11 protein-coding genes are annotated in these 17,144 nt (G+C 54.0%); 8 read left to right on the plus strand and 3 right to left on the minus strand.

The window, feature by feature from the left end:
• Window positions 1-245: 245 nt before the first annotated feature.
• Window positions 246-2,609 (plus strand): ATP-dependent DNA helicase, encoded by a 2,364-nt coding sequence (locus DWX59_RS08785; protein WP_117558628.1) that lies wholly within the window; start codon window positions 246-248, stop codon window positions 2,607-2,609.
• A 24-nt stretch (window positions 2,610-2,633) separates the two neighbouring features.
• On the opposite strand, the gene DWX59_RS08790 is transcribed toward DWX59_RS08785, so the two are convergent.
• Window positions 2,634-3,509 (minus strand): LysR family transcriptional regulator, encoded by an 876-nt coding sequence (locus DWX59_RS08790; protein WP_117558167.1) that lies wholly within the window; start codon window positions 3,507-3,509, stop codon window positions 2,634-2,636.
• A gap of 137 nt (window positions 3,510-3,646) precedes the next feature.
• On the opposite strand from DWX59_RS08790, the gene DWX59_RS08795 reads away from it, so the two are divergent.
• From DWX59_RS08795 to DWX59_RS08805, 3 genes are all read left to right on the plus strand, one after another.
• Window positions 3,647-4,240, plus strand: a complete 594-nt coding sequence (locus tag DWX59_RS08795; protein ID WP_117558169.1) for a sigma-70 domain-containing protein — start codon at window positions 3,647-3,649, stop codon at window positions 4,238-4,240.
• A 13-nt stretch (window positions 4,241-4,253) separates the two neighbouring features.
• A complete protein-coding gene (locus DWX59_RS08800) occupies window positions 4,254-4,856 on the plus strand; it encodes a histidine phosphatase family protein (protein ID WP_117558171.1) in 603 nt (200 codons plus the stop codon).
• 79 nt (window positions 4,857-4,935) lie between these two features.
• Complete coding sequence (locus tag DWX59_RS08805; RefSeq protein ID WP_117558173.1) at window positions 4,936-6,183, plus strand: 6-phosphofructokinase; 1,248 nt, start codon at window positions 4,936-4,938, stop codon at window positions 6,181-6,183.
• A 107-nt stretch (window positions 6,184-6,290) separates the two neighbouring features.
• Here the strand turns inward: DWX59_RS08805 and DWX59_RS08810 are convergent, their stop codons facing one another.
• Window positions 6,291-7,769 (minus strand): DUF1846 domain-containing protein, encoded by a 1,479-nt coding sequence (locus tag DWX59_RS08810; RefSeq protein ID WP_117558175.1) that lies wholly within the window; start codon window positions 7,767-7,769, stop codon window positions 6,291-6,293.
• Window positions 7,770-8,070: 301 nt separating this feature from the next.
• Here DWX59_RS08810 and DWX59_RS08815 point away from each other — a divergent pair, with 301 nt between their 5' ends.
• Entirely contained in the window at window positions 8,071-11,847 is a 3,777-nt protein-coding gene (locus DWX59_RS08815) for a phosphoribosylformylglycinamidine synthase (protein ID WP_117558177.1), read from the plus strand.
• 107 nt (window positions 11,848-11,954) lie between these two features.
• On the opposite strand, the gene DWX59_RS08820 is transcribed toward DWX59_RS08815, so the two are convergent.
• Window positions 11,955-12,467 (minus strand): GNAT family N-acetyltransferase, encoded by a 513-nt coding sequence (locus tag DWX59_RS08820; RefSeq protein ID WP_117558178.1) that lies wholly within the window; start codon window positions 12,465-12,467, stop codon window positions 11,955-11,957.
• Window positions 12,468-12,718: 251 nt separating this feature from the next.
• Between DWX59_RS08820 and DWX59_RS08825 the strand changes: the two genes are divergently transcribed.
• The 3 genes from DWX59_RS08825 to DWX59_RS08835 all read left to right on the plus strand — a co-directional run bounded on the left by DWX59_RS08825 (window position 12,719) and on the right by DWX59_RS08835 (window position 17,136).
• Window positions 12,719-13,309, plus strand: a complete 591-nt coding sequence (locus tag DWX59_RS08825) for a hydrolase (protein ID WP_117558180.1) — start codon at window positions 12,719-12,721, stop codon at window positions 13,307-13,309.
• Between the two features lie 212 nt (window positions 13,310-13,521).
• Window positions 13,522-15,606 (plus strand): sodium-translocating pyrophosphatase, encoded by a 2,085-nt coding sequence (locus tag DWX59_RS08830; RefSeq protein ID WP_117558183.1) that lies wholly within the window; start codon window positions 13,522-13,524, stop codon window positions 15,604-15,606.
• 210 nt (window positions 15,607-15,816) lie between these two features.
• Window positions 15,817-17,136, plus strand: a complete 1,320-nt coding sequence (locus tag DWX59_RS08835; RefSeq protein ID WP_117558185.1) for an aspartate kinase — start codon at window positions 15,817-15,819, stop codon at window positions 17,134-17,136.
• Window positions 17,137-17,144: the final 8 nt, after the last annotated feature.

Below are 17,144 nucleotides of genomic sequence, written 5' to 3' on the forward strand. Positions count from 1 at the left end.
CTAAAAGTAGTGCAATGAAAGAGCCTGCGGGCTGAATCAGGAGGATTGCGAACGTCTGTTTGCAATCCTCCTGTTTTTATGGTATGATATCGTAAGATTGTTTGATGGGGCAGGTGCTGTACGCGTATTTATCCGGGCGGCGCCTTGCGCCCTCAGCCGGCAGCAAGGAGGTAGCGGATTTGGACGGACAGACACAGGCACAGCCGCCAATCAAGATATCCGTACGTAATCTGGTGGAATTCGTGATGCGAAGTGGTGATTTAGACAACCGCAGGACGGCAGGGGCCAAGAAGGAGGCCATGCAGGCTGGCGGCAGGCTGCACCGGAAGATACAGAAACGGATGGGAAGCAGTTACCGCCCGGAAGTGGTTTTAAAGCACAGGGTACGGGAGGATATGTTTGAAATCCTGGTGGAAGGAAGGGCGGACGGAATCATCACGGAGCCGGCCGGCGTTGTGATTGATGAGATTAAATGCATCTACATGGATGTGGGCCGGCTGGAGGAGCCGGACCCGGTGCATCTGGCCCAGGCCCTGTGCTATGGATATTTTTACAGCTATGATAACAAGCTTGACACCATTGGCATCCAGATTACCTATTGCAATATAGAGACAGAGGAAATCAGGCGTTTTAAGGAGGAGAGGAGCAGCGCGGACCTGTCCGTCTGGTTTGAAGGGCTGATACATGAGTATGTGAAGTGGGCCAGGTACATCTGCCATCACAACATGCGGCGCCAGGAATGCTTAAAGGAACTTCCCTTTCCCTATCCCTACAGGGATGGGCAGAAGGAACTGGCAGTGGATGTATACCGGTCCATTGCAAGAAAGAGGAACCTGTTCATACAGGCACCCACCGGTGTGGGCAAGACCCTTTCCACCATCTATCCCAGCCTGAAGGCCATGGGGGAGGGCCATGGGGAGAAGCTGTTTTACCTGACAGCCAAGACCATTACCAGAAGTGTGGCAGAAGATGCGTTTTCCATCCTCAGGAAGGAAAGCGGGCTGTATTTTAACACAGTGACCATCACTGCCAAGGAAAAGCTGTGCATCATGGAGAAGCCGGACTGTAATCCCCAGGCCTGCATAAGGGCAAAGGGGCATTATGACAGGGTCAATGACGCGGTCTATGAGATCATCGGGGATGTGGACGGGATTACAAGGGAGAAGGTCCTGGAATATGCAGGGCGGTATCAGATATGCCCCTTTGAATTCTGCCTGGATATCAGCAACTGGGTGGATGGGATCATCTGTGATTACAATTACGTGTTTGACCCCAATGTGAGGCTGAAGCGGTATTTTGACCAGGGGGAGCCGGGGCAGGGATATCTGTTCCTGGTGGACGAGGCCCATAACCTGGTGGCCCGGGCCAGGGAGATGTACAGCGCCAGCCTGGTGAAGGAAGACGTGCTCCTGGTCAGGAGGATCCTCAAGTCCCAGACAGGCGCGGGAAAGGTGCTGACCCAGCTGGACAAGTTAAACCAGAAGTTCCTGGACCTAAAGAGGTCGTACGGTTCGGAGGACGCGGAGGGAATAATCCACCGCCAGGTCCTTGGAAGCGACTATGAGCTGCTGCCGGATGTGAACCTGCTGGCCCTTCAGCTCATGACCATGTTCGGCGAGCTGGAAAGTTTCATGAATGAGAACGTGGAGTTTGGGGACAGGGACCTGGTGCTGGAGTTTTACTTTGCTGTCCGGGATTTCCTGTATATCTATGACAGGCTGGATGACAATTACAGGATTTATGCAAGGCTTCTGCCGGACGGGCATTTCATGGTAAAGCTATTGTGCGTGAATCCGGCTGTGAACCTGAAGGAATGCCTGGACCGCGGGAACAGCACCCTGTTCTTTTCAGCGACCCTGCTGCCAATCCAGTACTACAAAGAACTGCTCAGCGGCAGCCAGGAGGAATACGCGGTCTATGCCAGGTCCCCGTTCCCTGAGGAAAACCGCCTGGTGCTGGCTGCCAGCGATGTAAGCAGCCGCTACAGCCGGAGAGGCCCCTATGAATACGAGAAGATTGCAGACTATATATGCAGGATCGTGGAGGGGAAAAGAGGCAATTACATGGTGTTCTGCCCCTCCTACCAATATCTTCACGCCATTGAGGAGGTCCTTGCCAGACGGCAGGAGGAGGTCGGGCTGGATTTTACATGGCTGGCCCAGAAGAACCGCATGACAGAGGAGGAGAGGGAGGACTTCCTGAGAAGTTTTGACGGGGAACGGAAACAGTCCATGGCGGCCCTGTGTGTGATGGGGGGAATCTTTTCAGAGGGAATTGACCTTAAGGAGGACCGCCTGATTGGCGCCGTGATTATCGGGACCGGCCTGCCCCAGGTGAATACGGAGCAGGAAATCCTCAGGGATTATTTTGACGGACACGGCGGCTGTGGGTTTGATTATGCCTACCAGTATCCGGGAATGAACAAGGTGATGCAGGCGGCCGGCCGGGTCATACGGACCATCCATGACAAGGGCGTGATTGCCCTGCTGGACGACCGGTTCCTGCGCCCGGAATATGTGGCCATGTTTCCAAGGGAATGGGGCTCCTATACAGTGGTCAGCCGGTACAATGTGGGCCAGGCAGTGGAACGGTTCTGGAACCGCTTTTAACATGTGCCGGAAGGGAACGGCGCTCTACAGGATATCCATGAACTGTCTGGCTGCCTGGGAAACAGGCAGGCTTTCATTGTAGGCCACCATCATCTGCCGGGAGGGAAGCTGTTCCTTTAAATCCAGGATGAACAGGTTCCTGTCCTTTGCAGGGATGCAGAAGTCCGGGACAAACGCAATCCCCAGTCCGATACGGGCCAGGTCGATGAGAAGGTCGTTGCTGGACAGCTCAATCTCAGGAACCAGGTCCAGCTGGCGTTTCTGGAAAATCTGATGCAGGAACTCGCTGGTGGTGCTCTTGCGGTCCAGCATCATGATGGGGTAGTCCAGAAGCTCTTCCAGCCCCAGCTTCCTTCCTTCCAAAGGAAAGGCAGCCCGGCTGGCCACGAATACGTCATGGAATTCATTGATGACCCGGGTGTTCATGTTGCCGGCCAGGGCTGAGTTGGGATAATTGGTCACAATGAAGTCGGCCTGTCCGTTTTCCAGGAAGCGGGCGCATTCAATGGAGGTCTGGTTGGTTACCTTGATGTGTATGTTGGGAAATTCCTTGTGGAACTGATTCAGGTAGGGCACCAGATAGTAACGGCATATGGTGTCGCTGGCGCCGATGCGCAGCTGGCCGCCGTTTAATGTGTGGGCTTCCAGAAGCTGGTTCTCACCGCGCTTAATCAGGTTCATGGCTGGTTCGATGTGTTTTAACAGAATCTCGCCCTCGGGCGTGAGCTGCACTTTTTTGGTACTCCGTATGAAAAGAGGCTGGTTCAGCTTTTTCTCCAGGACTTTTATGGACTGGCTCACCGCTGACTGGGAGATGAAAAGCTGTTTGGACGCTTCGGAAAAACTCAGTGTAATTGCAACATGGTAAAATACTTTATATAGTTCATAGTTAATATCCATTATTAAGTCCTCCTTATAAACTAAGCCTATCTTATCACGATGGACAAGGGTTTGTAAAGAGGTTTCTGTCCGATTGCTTGACTTCTACAAGTGGATGGATTATCCTAATACATATCTTGAAAGGAATAAGGATTGAGATGGCAGAAAATTTTTATGAAATGTATCTGGAAGAGATGGGCGGTATCACGCCTTTGACCGAGCAGGAGAAAAAGGCTCTTTTAAAAGAGACGGCCCGGGGGGATGCAGGGGCGCGCAGCCGTTTGGTGGAAGGCAGTTTAAGGCATGTGCTGGATCTGGTATCAGGGTATGAGGGCAGGGAGCTGCCCATGTCCGATATTGTCCAGGAAGCCAATACGGCCCTGATGCTGGCGGCCATTGAATATGATGAAAGCGAGCCATGGGACGGACTTGTGGAGCGCAGGGTAAGGGAGGCCGTGGAACTGGCCCTTGAGGAACAGAGAGCGGAAGCCGAAATAGAAGAAAACATGGCTGCCAGGGTCAATGTACTCCAGACCGTATCACAGATGATGGCCAAGGAACTGGGCCGGGAGGCCACGCTCCAGGAACTGGCTGCCAAGATGAAGATGACGGAAGAGGAAATCAAGGACATCATGAAGCTGGCACTGGACGCCCTGACAGTCAATGGGGAAGGCCGGGCCTTGGGGGAAACAGAAGATGACACGGATTCCTCCAATCCCATTAAGGATGGATGGAGCATGGAAGAACGGTAGGGGGAACTGGATCATGAAGTTATATATCATACGCCATGGACAGACGGACTGGAATGTGGAGGGCAAGATACAGGGAAGGCAGGATATCCCGCTTAATGATATGGGACGCAGGCAGGCCAGGGCATTGGCAGATGGCATGAAATCCCGCCCGGTGGCATCTGTCTACTCCAGTCCCCAGAAGCGGGCCATGGAGACGGCAGAGGCCATAGCAGGCCCCCTGGGCCTTACGGTCAAGGCAGTGCCACAGCTGATGGAAATCGGATATGGGGACTGGGAAGGCCGCAGCGCCGAAGATATACTGACCACGGACAGGGAACTGTATGAGTCCTGGTGGCAGCACCCCGCCACGGTGGCGCCTCCGGGCGGAGAGACGCTGAACCAGGTGGATGAACGCTGCCGCCAGGCCTGGGACATGATACGGTCAGGGATGAAGGGGGACACGGCAGTGGTGGCCCATGGCGGGACGCTGGCCCACTTTATCGTACATCTTCTGGAGGGCCAGCCCGAGGCCAAGGAGATTGTGGTCAGCAATGCAAGCATTACCACCATGGACTATGACCCGAAATCCGGGGCCTGCCGCCTGGTGGACCTGAATGACTGCAGCCACCTGGACTGAATTTTCAAACAGACCCCAGGGTATATTAAAATGGAGATAGTTTTGTAAGCGCTTACAATTAAATATGGGAGGTATTCTTATGACAGAGGTTAAAGGCAATGTAATCGTAGGACAGTCCGGAGGACCTACAGCAGTGATTAACTCCAGCCTGGCAGGGGTCTATAAAACTGCCAGGGACAGAGGGGCAAGGAAGGTATACGGCATGCTTCACGGAATCCAGGGCCTGCTGCAGGAGCGGTATGTGGATCTGTCTGACCACATCAAGACGGATCTGGACATTGAGCTTTTAAAACGGACCCCTTCCGCTTATCTTGGCTCATGCCGCTTCAAGCTTCCGGAGATATGTGAGGACAGGACTGTTTACGACAGGATATTTGAAATCCTTCACGGGCTGGAAGTGGAGTATTTCTTCTATATCGGCGGTAATGATTCCATGGACACCATTAAGAAGCTGTCCGACTACTCCTTATTAAATGGCAGTAAGATCCGTTTCATGGGCGTGCCGAAAACCATTGACAATGACCTTGCGGCAACGGACCACACGCCTGGATATGGAAGCGCGGCCAAGTACATTGGCGCCATTACAAAAGAAGTAATCCGGGACGGCCTTGTCTATGACCAGCAGAACGTGACCATCCTGGAAATCATGGGACGGAACGCGGGATGGCTCACCGGCGCGGCCGCGCTTGCAAAGGGTGAGGACTGCGGGGGGCCGGACATGATTTTCCTTCCCGAGGTTACCTTTGACGTGGATGCTTTCATGAAGAAGGTGGAAGGACTCCACCGGCGCAAGAAATCGGTGGTGGTTGCCGTATCAGAGGGCGTGAAGCTGGCGGACGGCCGTTATGTCTGCGAACTGACAGAGGGGATTGAGTTTGTGGATGCCTTTGGACATAAACAGCTGACCGGAACAGCCAGATACCTGGCGGAGAAAATCAACCGGGAGGTTGGCTGCAAGACCAGGGCCATTGAGTTTAACTCACTTCAAAGATGCGCGTCCCATATTGTCTCCAGGGTGGATATCACGGAGGCGTTCCAGGTTGGAGGGGCGGCCGTGAAGGAGGCCTTTGAAGGGGAGACCGGCAAGATGGTCATCCTCAAACGGGTTTCCGACGACCCTTATGTGTGCGTCACGGATATCTATGACGTGCATAAGGTTGCCAATGTGGAGAAAAAGGTGCCCAGGGAATGGATTAATCAGGATGGGGATTATGTGACGGAAGAATTTGTGAATTACATACGTCCTTTAATCCAGGCAGAACTTACCCCAATCATGACGGACGGGCTTCCAAGACACCTGTATTACACGGATGTGGAGAAAAAGTAGCAGGACGGTAAATTAAAAACAGGGCTGCGGCCGCTGGCTTTTCCAGTGGGGCTGCAGCCCTGTTTTAATCCGGTGCATCTTAATCCGTATATCTTAATCCATATATCTTAATGGTACAGCTTCTTGTGCTCATAGACCGGTTCGGATGTAAGCTCCACGCCCAGCTTCTTAAAGACCTTGATATCCACGTCAGACAGCATGACAGAGGTGTGTACCTGGCAGCCCCGCAGTTTGGGGAGCTGGGACAGGGCCTTTTTGGCCGTACTGTCCGTGGCCGCGCTCATGGACAGGGCAATCAGTACCTCGTCCGTGTGAAGGCGTGGGTTCTTGCTGCCCATGTACTGGGTCTTAAGGGTCTGGATGGGCTCAATCGCGGATGGGGCAATCAGGTGTACATTGTGGGGAATACCGCCCAATACCTTGATGGCGTTCAGCAGCAGGGCGGCGGAAGCGCCTAAAAGGCTGCTGGTCTTGCCGGTCACCAGCTGCCCGTCATCCAGTTCCATGGCTGCCGCAGGAGCACCCAGCTTCTGGGCACGTTCCATGCAGGGGGCAATGACGCGGCGCATGGCAGTGGTGATCTTGGCCTGGTTCATGAGGAGGTTGATCTTATAGACCTCATCCTGATCCCCTTCCTCCATGGCAAGGCGGTTCAGCGCATGATAATGCCGGCGGATGATTTCCTGGTTGGAGGCCTCACGGCAGGCATCGTCGTCAATGATACAGAAGCCTGCCATGTTGACGCCCATGTCCGTTGGGGATTTGTAAGGGCTGGTGCCGTAAATCCCTTCGAAAATCGCGTTGAGCACAGGGAAGATATCCACATCCCTGTTATAGTTGACAGTTGTTTCGCCGTAAGCTTCCAGGTGGAAGGGGTCAATCATGTTTACATCGTTAAGGTCCGCCGTGGCAGCTTCATAGGCCAGGTTCACCGGATGCTTTAACGGAAGGTTCCAGATGGGAAATGTCTCAAACTTGGCATATCCGGCCTTGATTCCCCGCTTGTTCTCATGATAGAGCTGGGAAAGGCAGGTGGCCATCTTGCCGCTGCCGGGTCCGGGAGCCGTGATGATGACCAGCGGCCTGGTGGTCTCTATATAATCATTCATGCCAAAGCCCGCATCGCTGACAATCAGGGGGATATTGCTGGGATAACCCTCGATGCAGTAGTGGCGGTATACCTTGATGCCCCTGTGCTCTAATTTGGCCTTAAACTGGTCGGCGCCGTTCTGGCCGCTGTACTGGGTAATCACCACGCTGCCCACATACAGGCCCTTGTCCCTGAATTCCTGGATCAGGCGGAGCACATCCTCATCATAGGTAATGCCCAGATCATGGCGCACTTTATTCTTCTCAATATCAGCCGCATTGATGACGATGACAATCTCGGACTGGTCGGCCAGCTGAAGGAGCATACGCAGCTTACTGTCAGGGGCAAAGCCCGGAAGCACCCTGGAGGCGTGGAAATCGTCAAAGAGTTTGCCGCCGAATTCCAGATACAGCTTATCGCCAAATTCCCCAATCCGCTTTTTGATGTGTTCTGACTGCATGGTCAGATATTTTTCGTTATCAAATCCGATTTTCATTTCTTCTGTATTCTCCCTGTCCTAAAATTAACCACATACCATTTTAGTATAGCACAATTTACGTATGTGTGCCATAATAGTTTCCGCGGAATCTGAAGATGATATGCAGATGATCTGCAGTTAATCTGCAGGAGGCAACATGGATACAGGAGATTGTTTATAAGAAAACATGTGAAAAAAGATTAAATATATTAATTTTACTAATTTATATAACTTGTGATATGATAAGTACAGATAAAAGGGCATTGGTCCCTTTTGGCTGTATCAATATAGAAGGTCACAAAAAGCAGGAGGTTGCTAAATGAGCGTAAGGCGAATATTTGTGGAGAAGAAACCGGACTATGCAGTTAAGGCAGGCGAGCTGAGGGAAGAGTTAGAAAGCTACCTGGGACTGGATGATGTGAGGAATGTGCGTGTTTTAATCCGTTACGATATTGAGAACCTGTCGGAGGAAACATATAGGAAGGCATTGGGGACCATTTTTTCCGAGCCGCCCTTGGACGAGGTATATGAGGAGGAATTCCCAAAGAATCCGGGTGACCTTGTATTTTCCGTGGAATACCTGCCTGGACAGTTTGACCAGAGGGCGGATTCCGCCGAGCAGTGCGTCAAGCTTTTAAAGGAAGACGAGGAGCCTGTCATCAGGACAGCAGCCACCTATGTAATCACCGCGCCCCTGACCGGGGACCAGGAAGCTGCCATCAAAAGCTTCTGCATCAACCCGGTGGACAGCCGTGAGGCAGAGGAAAGGAAACCGGAAACCCTGGTGACCGGGTTTGAGGTGCCGGAGGATATTAAGGATTTTGACGGCTTTACGGATCTTTCCCGGGAAGGGTTAAAGGCTCTTTATGATACCCTGAACCTGGCCATGACTTTTAAGGATTTCCTCCATATCCAGGCATATTATAAAAAGGAAGAGCGCAGGAATCCGTCCGTAACGGAAATCCGTGTGCTGGATACATACTGGTCCGACCACTGCCGCCACACCACGTTTTCCACTGAACTTAAGAATGTAAGCTTTACGGACGGGGATTACAGGGAACCCATTGAGGATACATATAAGCAGTACCTGGCTGACAGGGAAGTGATATATAAGGGGCGGGACGATAAGTATGTCTGCCTGATGGACCTGGCCCTGATGGCAATGAGGAAGCTGCGCAGGGATGGAAAACTTACGGATATGGAGGTTTCCGATGAAATCAATGCCTGCTCCATCGTGGTGCCCGTGGAAATTGACGGTGTGCAGGAGGAGTGGCTGGTTAACTTTAAGAATGAGACACACAACCATCCCACTGAGATTGAACCCTTTGGCGGCGCCGCCACCTGTCTGGGCGGGGCCATCCGTGACCCGCTGTCAGGCCGTACCTATGTGTACCAGGCCATGCGCGTGACCGGGGCAGCAGACCCCACAAAACCATTAAGCGAGACGCTAAAGGGCAAACTGCCCCAGAGGAAAATCGTAAACAGCGCTGCCCAGGGATATTCCTCCTATGGCAACCAGATTGGTCTTGCCACCGGATATGTAAAAGAGGTATATCATCCGGGTTATGTGGCGAAGCGGATGGAAATCGGCGCGGTTATGGGCGCTGCCCCCAGAAAAGATGTAATCCGTGAGACTTCCGACCCGGGTGATATCATCATCCTTTTGGGCGGACGCACGGGCCGCGACGGCATCGGCGGGGCCACCGGTTCCTCCAAGGTCCACACCACGGCGTCCATTGAAGTGTGCGGCGCAGAGGTGCAGAAGGGAAATGCCCCCACGGAGCGCAAAATCCAGAGGATGTTCCGCCGCCCGGAGGTGAGCCGCCTCATAAAGAAGTGCAATGACTTTGGGGCAGGCGGCGTGTCGGTTGCCATCGGGGAACTGGCTGCCGGGCTTAAGATTGATCTTGACAAGGTGCCGAAGAAATACGCGGGTCTGGATGGAACGGAAATCGCCATTTCCGAGTCCCAGGAAAGGATGGCGGTTGTGGTTGACCCGGCGGATGTGGACCGGTTCCTGGCCTATGCCGCTGAGGAGAACCTGGAAGCAGTGACCGTGGCAGTGGTGACGGAAGAACCGCGCCTGGTGATGAGCTGGAGGGGCAGGATTATTGTGGATATCAGCCGGGCCTTCCTTGACACCAACGGCGCCCACCAGGAAGCAGACGTGACCCTGGAAGTGCCAAACCGTGAGGGCAATCCCTTTGAGCGCAGGGAAACGGGGGATGTAAAGGCAAAATGGATGGAAATGCTGGCAGGACTTAATGTGTGCTCACAGAAGGGTCTGGTGGAGCGCTTTGACGGCTCCATCGGGGCAGGCTCCGTGTTCATGCCTTACGGAGGCAGGTACCAGCTGACCGAGACGCAGGCCATGGTTGCAAAGCTGCCCGTACTGAAGGGACACACGGATACGGTGACCATGATGAGTTATGGGTTTGACCCGTACCTTTCCAGCTGGAGCCCGTACCACGGAGCCGTATATGCAGTGGTGTCCTCGGTCGCCAAGATTGTGGCCGCAGGCGGCGACTGCAGCAAGATCCATTTCACGTTCCAGGAATATTTCCGCAGGATGAACTCCGACCCGTCCAGATGGAGCCAGCCTTTTGCAGCCCTTCTGGGCGCCTATGGCGCGCAGCTTGGCCTTGGCCTTGGGTCCATTGGAGGCAAGGACAGCATGTCCGGCACCTTTGACACGGAAGAAGGCGAGATTAACGTGCCGCCAACCCTTGTGTCCTTTGCGGTGGATGTGGACAGCAGCAGGCATATCATTACGCCTGAGTTTAAGAAACCAGGCAGCAGGATTGTGGAATTCAGGATTGCACGGGACCGGTACGACCTGCCGGATTACGGCCGGGTAATGGAGGGGTACACAAAGCTGCGTGAGGATATCCTGGCCGGCCGGATCATTTCCGCTTATGCAGTGGAAGGAAACGGCCTGGCAGAGGCAGTGAGCAAGATGGGATTCGGCAATAAGCTGGGTGTGAAGATAGAGCATAATGTGGACCCAAGGGACTTCTTCGGGGCAGGATGGGGCAACATTGTCTGCGAAGTTGCAGAAGGCAGGACAGGGGAGCTTTCCATCCCATACACGGTCATTGGCGAGGTGACGGACAGCGGCGTATTTGAGTACGGCGGCACGGTCATCACCATGGATGAAGCCCTCCATGCATGGACCCGCACGCTGGAGGACGTGTTCCCCACTGTTACGGGCAGGTCTGCCTGCGGCCGGGAGGCCGTCCTGGAAGAAAAGCTTTACCGCAGTCCGGCAGTGTATATATGTGACCATAAGCTGGGGCAGCCAACCGTATTCATTCCTGTATTCCCGGGCACCAACTGCGAGTATGACAGCACAAAGGCATTTGAGCGGGCAGGGGCAAAGGTGGTTACAAAGGTGTTCAGGAACCTGGGCGCTGAGGATATCCGGCAGTCCGTTGACGAGTACAGGAAAGCCATAGCGGGCGCCCAGATCGTGATGTTCCCCGGAGGATTCTCCGCAGGGGATGAGCCGGAAGGTTCAGCCAAGTTCTTTGCCACCGTATTCCGCAACGCGGTGATGAAGGAGGAACTGGAAAAGCTGTTAAATGAGCGTGACGGACTGATGCTTGGCATCTGCAACGGTTTCCAGGCCCTGATCAAGCTGGGGCTTGTGCCGGAAGGCAGGATCGTGGAGCAGGGACCGGATTCGCCAACCCTTGCCATGAACACCATTGGGCGCCATGTCTCCAAGATGGCATATACCAAGGTAGTGTCCAACAAATCCCCATGGCTGGCAGGAGCAGGGCTTGGCGGCGTATACTGCAACCCGGCATCCCACGGCGAGGGACGTTTTGTTGCCAATGAGGCATGGCTCCACAGGCTCATGGCCAATGGACAGGTGGCAACCCAGTACGTGGACCATGAGGGCAATATCACCATGGACGAATACTGGAACCCCAACGGTTCCTACATGGCCATAGAGGGCATCACCAGCCCGGACGGACGCATCCTGGGCAAGATGGCCCACTCTGAGCGGCGCGGGGAATCGGTGGCCATTAACATTTACGGGGAACAGGATATGAAGATATTCGAATCAGGAGTAAAATACTTCCAGCTGTAATTAAGTGATGTATGAAGGGCTGGATTGGACATGGAAACAGGGAATACACGGCTGACTTGGTTTCGGCCGGGCATTCCCTGTTTGTGGTGGGGAATCAGGATATCAGTTCAGAGCACTTTCTGGTAAGCCAGCCTTAGATCCCCTTTTTCCGTCCCTTCCTGCAGGATCAGGCTGCCGCATAGGCGGTAACCGCTTTTTTCCAGGGCACGCTGCATGGAAAGGTTGTCCGGATGGGTGTCTATCCGGACATTACGCCATCCCTGGGACCTGGCAAAGTCCTCCGATTCTGCGAACAGCCTGGCGGCCAGTCCCTGGCCCTTGTGGTTTTCTTCCACACATACGCGGTGGAAGGCAGCGTATGGCCCATCATTGAGCCATGCGCCGTCTATGTCCCTGTAACTGGCCTCCGGCCCCTGGACCACGGTTATCATTCCGATGGCCTGCCCTTCCTCATCCAGCACATGGACGGTTTTCCGGCCGATGGCCGCAAGAAGCCCCGGACCGTCCGGGTCCCCCTTCTGCCACTGGCCGATGCCCCTGGCCCGGAAAGAAACCTTGGCCTGCTCCACCATGGAAAGAAGCCGGGGCAGGTCATCCTTGTCTGCTAAACGGTATATCATATGGTACCTCCCTGATCATAAGTCTGATTGAAGTTCCGGCCGGACAGGATACTGGCCGTTATTGCATAAGGTCAGTATATAGAAGGAAAACAGCATCCGTCAACCATTAGTTTGCCTAAAAGCAAAAAGGCCGCGTTCCCCAACCCGTTCTTGATTTTTTGCATCATGGTGTTATACTGGAAAGTAGCATTTTCCCGGATCCCCAATGGAGTGCCGGGAGGGACCGGGCAGGAAGAAAGGAGATCTTGATTATGGAAACAAAACTGACCAGGGAACAGGCGCTGGAGGCACTGAAGAAATACAACAGGGAGCCGTTCCACATCCTTCACGCACTGACTGTTGAGGGGGCCATGAGATGGTTTGCCCAGGACCAGGGCTTTGGGGATGAGGCGGACTTCTGGGGTCTTGTGGGTCTGCTTCATGACATTGACTTTGAGATGTATCCGCAGGAGCACTGCATCAAGGCGCCTGAGCTGCTGAAAGAGGCGGGGGCAGAGGAGGATTTCATCCGTGCGGTCTGCTGCCATGGGTATGGCATCATGGTGGACATTAAGCCGGAACACCAGATGGAGAAGATACTGTTTGCAGTGGACGAGCTGACCGGGCTCATTGGCGCAGCGGCCAGGATGCGTCCGTCTAAGAGCGTGATGGACATGGAGGTGTCCAGCCTGAAGAAAAAGTTCAAGGATAAACGGTTTGCCGCCGGATGTTCCAGGGATGTAATCCAGGACGGGGCAGAAGCCCTGGGATGGAGCCTGGAGGAACTGATGGAGAAGGCTATCCTTGCCATGCGTTCCTGCGAGGAATCCGTAAATGGACAGATGGCACAGCTGACGGAATGAATGTTCAAACACACCCTGAGGCGTGATTGAACATTCATAGGCGCCGTCCGCACCCCGTCCGGGGAGAATGGACGCCCCTTCCTCTTTGCACAGATAATGATACGATGATCTGCAAGAAAAAATAGGTTACATATTGAAAAGTGTCGATGAATATCTTATAATTAGGGTGAATCGTTGGATAACTTGTTGCACATTGAGAAAGAAGGGGTGTTATGTATGCTATGTATTATGTGGCTGTCGGTTCGCTGGCCGCACTGGCCTTTGCAGCCTGTATGTTTTTCAGGGTTAAGAAGGAACCCGGGGGCAGCAAAGAGATGCTGGGAATCTCCAGCGCGGTACAGAAAGGTGCTAATGCGTATCTGAAGCGTCAATACAAAGGCGTAGGAATATTTTTTGCCGCGGTTTTTGTCATCCTTATGGGAATGGCAATCTGCGGCTTTTTGAGTTTTTTTACACCTTTTGCTTTCCTGACAGGAGGATTTTTCTCCGGACTGTCCGGTTTCATCGGCATGAGGACGGCTACCATGGCCAACTGCCGGACCGCCCAGGGCGCTTCGGAGAGCCTGAACAAGGGCCTGAGGGTTGCGTTTTCTGCCGGATCCGTCATGGGGTTCACGGTGGTCGGCCTGGGGCTTTTTGACCTGACTGTGTGGTATTTCATACTGAATATGGCCTTTGGCGCCCTGCCTGAGGGGGAACGGATTGCCCAGATAACAGCCAACATGCTGACCTTTGGAATGGGTGCGTCCAGTATGGCCCTCTTTGCAAGGGTGGGCGGAGGCATTTTTACCAAGGCCGCGGATGTGGGGGCGGACCTGGTGGGCAAGGTGGAGGCGGGCATTCCCGAGGATGACCCCAGGAACCCGGCAGTGATTGCTGACAATGTCGGGGATAACGTAGGCGATGTGGCCGGAATGGGCGCTGACCTTTACGAGTCCTATGTTGGTTCCATTGTTTCCACATCCGCCCTGGCAGTGGCCGCGGGCTACGGCGTCAGGGGAGTGGCTGTGCCCATGACGCTGGCTGCCCTGGGCGTGGTTGCATCCATTGCAGGAACATTTTTCGTGAACACAAAGGAGGACGCGACCCAGAAAAACCTGCTGACAGCCCTGAGGACAGGGACCTATATCAGCGCCGTTCTGGTGGTGATTGCAGCCTTTTTTGCCATCCGCATCCTGCTTCCGGGACAGATGGGGGTATATGCGGCCATTCTGTCCGGCCTGGCTGCAGGTGTGGCAATCGGCGCCATCACGGAATATTATACATCAGATTCCTATTCACCCACCAGGAAGCTTGCTGCCTCCAGTGAGACCGGCGGGGCCACGGTCATCATAAGCGGACTGTCCCTGGGAATGATGTCCACGGTGGGGCCTGTTGTCGTTGTGGGGATTTCGGTCCTGGTCAGTTATTTCTGCGCAGGAGGCAAGGGTGACTTTAACGCAGGGCTTTACGGCGTGGGCGTTTCCGCTGTTGGAATGCTGTCCACCCTGGGGATTACCCTTGCAACGGATGCCTATGGCCCGGTGGCGGACAATGCGGGAGGTATTGCTGAGATGACCCATATGCCCGGGGATGTCAGACGTAAGACAGATGCCCTGGACTCCCTGGGCAACACCACGGCTGCCACCGGCAAGGGATTTGCCATCGGTTCCGCGGCCCTTACGGCCCTGGCCCTGATTGCGTCCTATATTGACAAAGTAAGGCAGATCGCGCCGGGACTGGATCTGGACCTGTCCATCACCAATCCTCCGGTGCTGATCGGACTGTTCATCGGCGGCATGCTTCCCTTCCTGTTCGCATCCCTGACCATGGAGGCGGTGGGCGAGGCGGCCCAGTCCATTGTGGTGGAAGTGCGGCGGCAGTTTAAGGAGATAACCGGGCTGATGGAAGGAAAGGCCGAGCCGGATTACGGCGCATGTGTGGATATGTGTACCAGGTCGGCCCAGAGGCTTATGGTCGCACCGGCCATGGTGGCGGTGGCGGTTCCCGTGGCAGTGGGGCTTCTGCTGGGGCCTCAGGGCGTGGCAGGACTTCTGGCAGGCAACACGGTGACCGGTTTTGTGCTGGCCGTGATGATGTCCAATGCAGGCGGGGCCTGGGATAATGCCAAGAAGTACATTGAGGGCGGCGCTTACGGGGGAAAGGGCAGTCCGCAGCACAAGGCAGCGGTTATCGGTGACACGGTAGGCGACCCCTTTAAGGATACCTCCGGGCCGTCCATCAATATCCTGATTAAACTCACATCCATGGTGTCCATTGTATTTGCAGGACTGGTGGTGGCGGTGCACCTGCTGTAGGATTGGCCGGGGACGGCAAACATTTTCCACAAAGAAAGTCCGTCCTGTAAAAACAAATGTCCTCTGTACGCAAATTTTTTCATCGAAACCTATTGACATCCTTGATAAAGTAAGGTATTATTTGCACTTGTAACGCAGTAAAGGCCAGAGCGTGTTTTATTTTGTTAAGAATAGAGACAGTGCAAAGTAAGAGCAAGGGAGACAGATACGATGAAAAAAGTGGTGAAGTTCGGCGGAAGTTCGTTGGCCAGCGCAAGGCAGTTCAAGAAGGTTGCGGATATTATCAGGGCTGACAAGTCCAGGAGATATGTGGTTCCTTCCGCACCAGGCAAGCGGAGTGACAAGGATGAGAAGGTTACGGATATGCTGTATGCCTGTTATGATGCGGTGGCAGAAGGCAGGTCCTACAAGAAAATCCTGGAGAAGATCAAAAGCAGGTACATGGATATCATTGACGGCCTGAACTTAAACCTGAACCTGGACCACGAATTTGAACGGATAGAGGAGGACTTCCTGGCAAAGGCAGGAAGGGATTACGCTGCTTCCAGAGGCGAGTACCTGAACGGTATCGTGGTTGCCAATTATCTGGGATTTGAATTCATCGATGCCGCGGAAGTGATTTTCTTTGACGATAACGGTAATTTTGAGCCTGACCTGACCAATAAGGAGCTGTCCGAGCGCCTGGAGCATGTGGAGAAGGCCGTTATCCCGGGTTTTTACGGTTCACGCCATGACGGAACGGTCAAGACGTTTTCCAGGGGAGGTTCCGATGTCACCGGCTCCATCGTGGCAAAGGCCATCCATGCGGATATGTATGAGAACTGGACGGATGTGTCCGGCGTGCTGGTCACGGACCCAAGGATCGTGGATGACCCCGAGGTCATTGAAACCATTACATACAAGGAGCTGCGCGAGCTGTCCTACATGGGCGCCAGCGTGCTTCATGAGGATGCCATCTTCCCGGTGCGCAAGGAGGGGATTCCCATTAATATCAGGAACACCAACCGGCCCGAGGATAAAGGCACACTGATTGTGGAGAGCACCTGCCGCAAGCCGCGCCATACCGTTACCGGTATTGCCGGCAAGAAGGGATTCTGCTCCATCAACATTGAAAAGGCCATGATGAATGCCGAGGTGGGATTTGGCAGGAAGGTCTTAAGCGTATTTGAGCAGTACGGTATTTCCTTTGAGCACATGCCTTCAGGTATTGATACCATGACCGTATATGTGCATCAGCCTGAGTTTGAGGAGTATGAGCAGTCCGTGATTGCAGGCATCCACAGGGCAGTGGAGCCGGATACGGTGGAGCTGGAGTCTGACCTGGCATTGATTGCAGTGGTTGGCCGGGGCATGAGGTCCAACCGCGGCACGGCCGGAAGGATATTCTCCGCACTTGCCCACGCAAGGGTCAATGTGAAGATGATTGACCAGGGTTCCAGTGAATGGAATATCATCATAGGCGTGGAGAATGACGATTTTGAGACAGCTATCCGCGCCATCTACGACATTTTCGTGATTACGGAGCTGTGATAGTGGAT

This window comes from Enterocloster aldenensis, assembly GCF_003434055.1.
GTDB classification, from domain to species: Bacteria; Bacillota; Clostridia; order Lachnospirales; family Lachnospiraceae; genus Enterocloster; species Enterocloster aldenensis.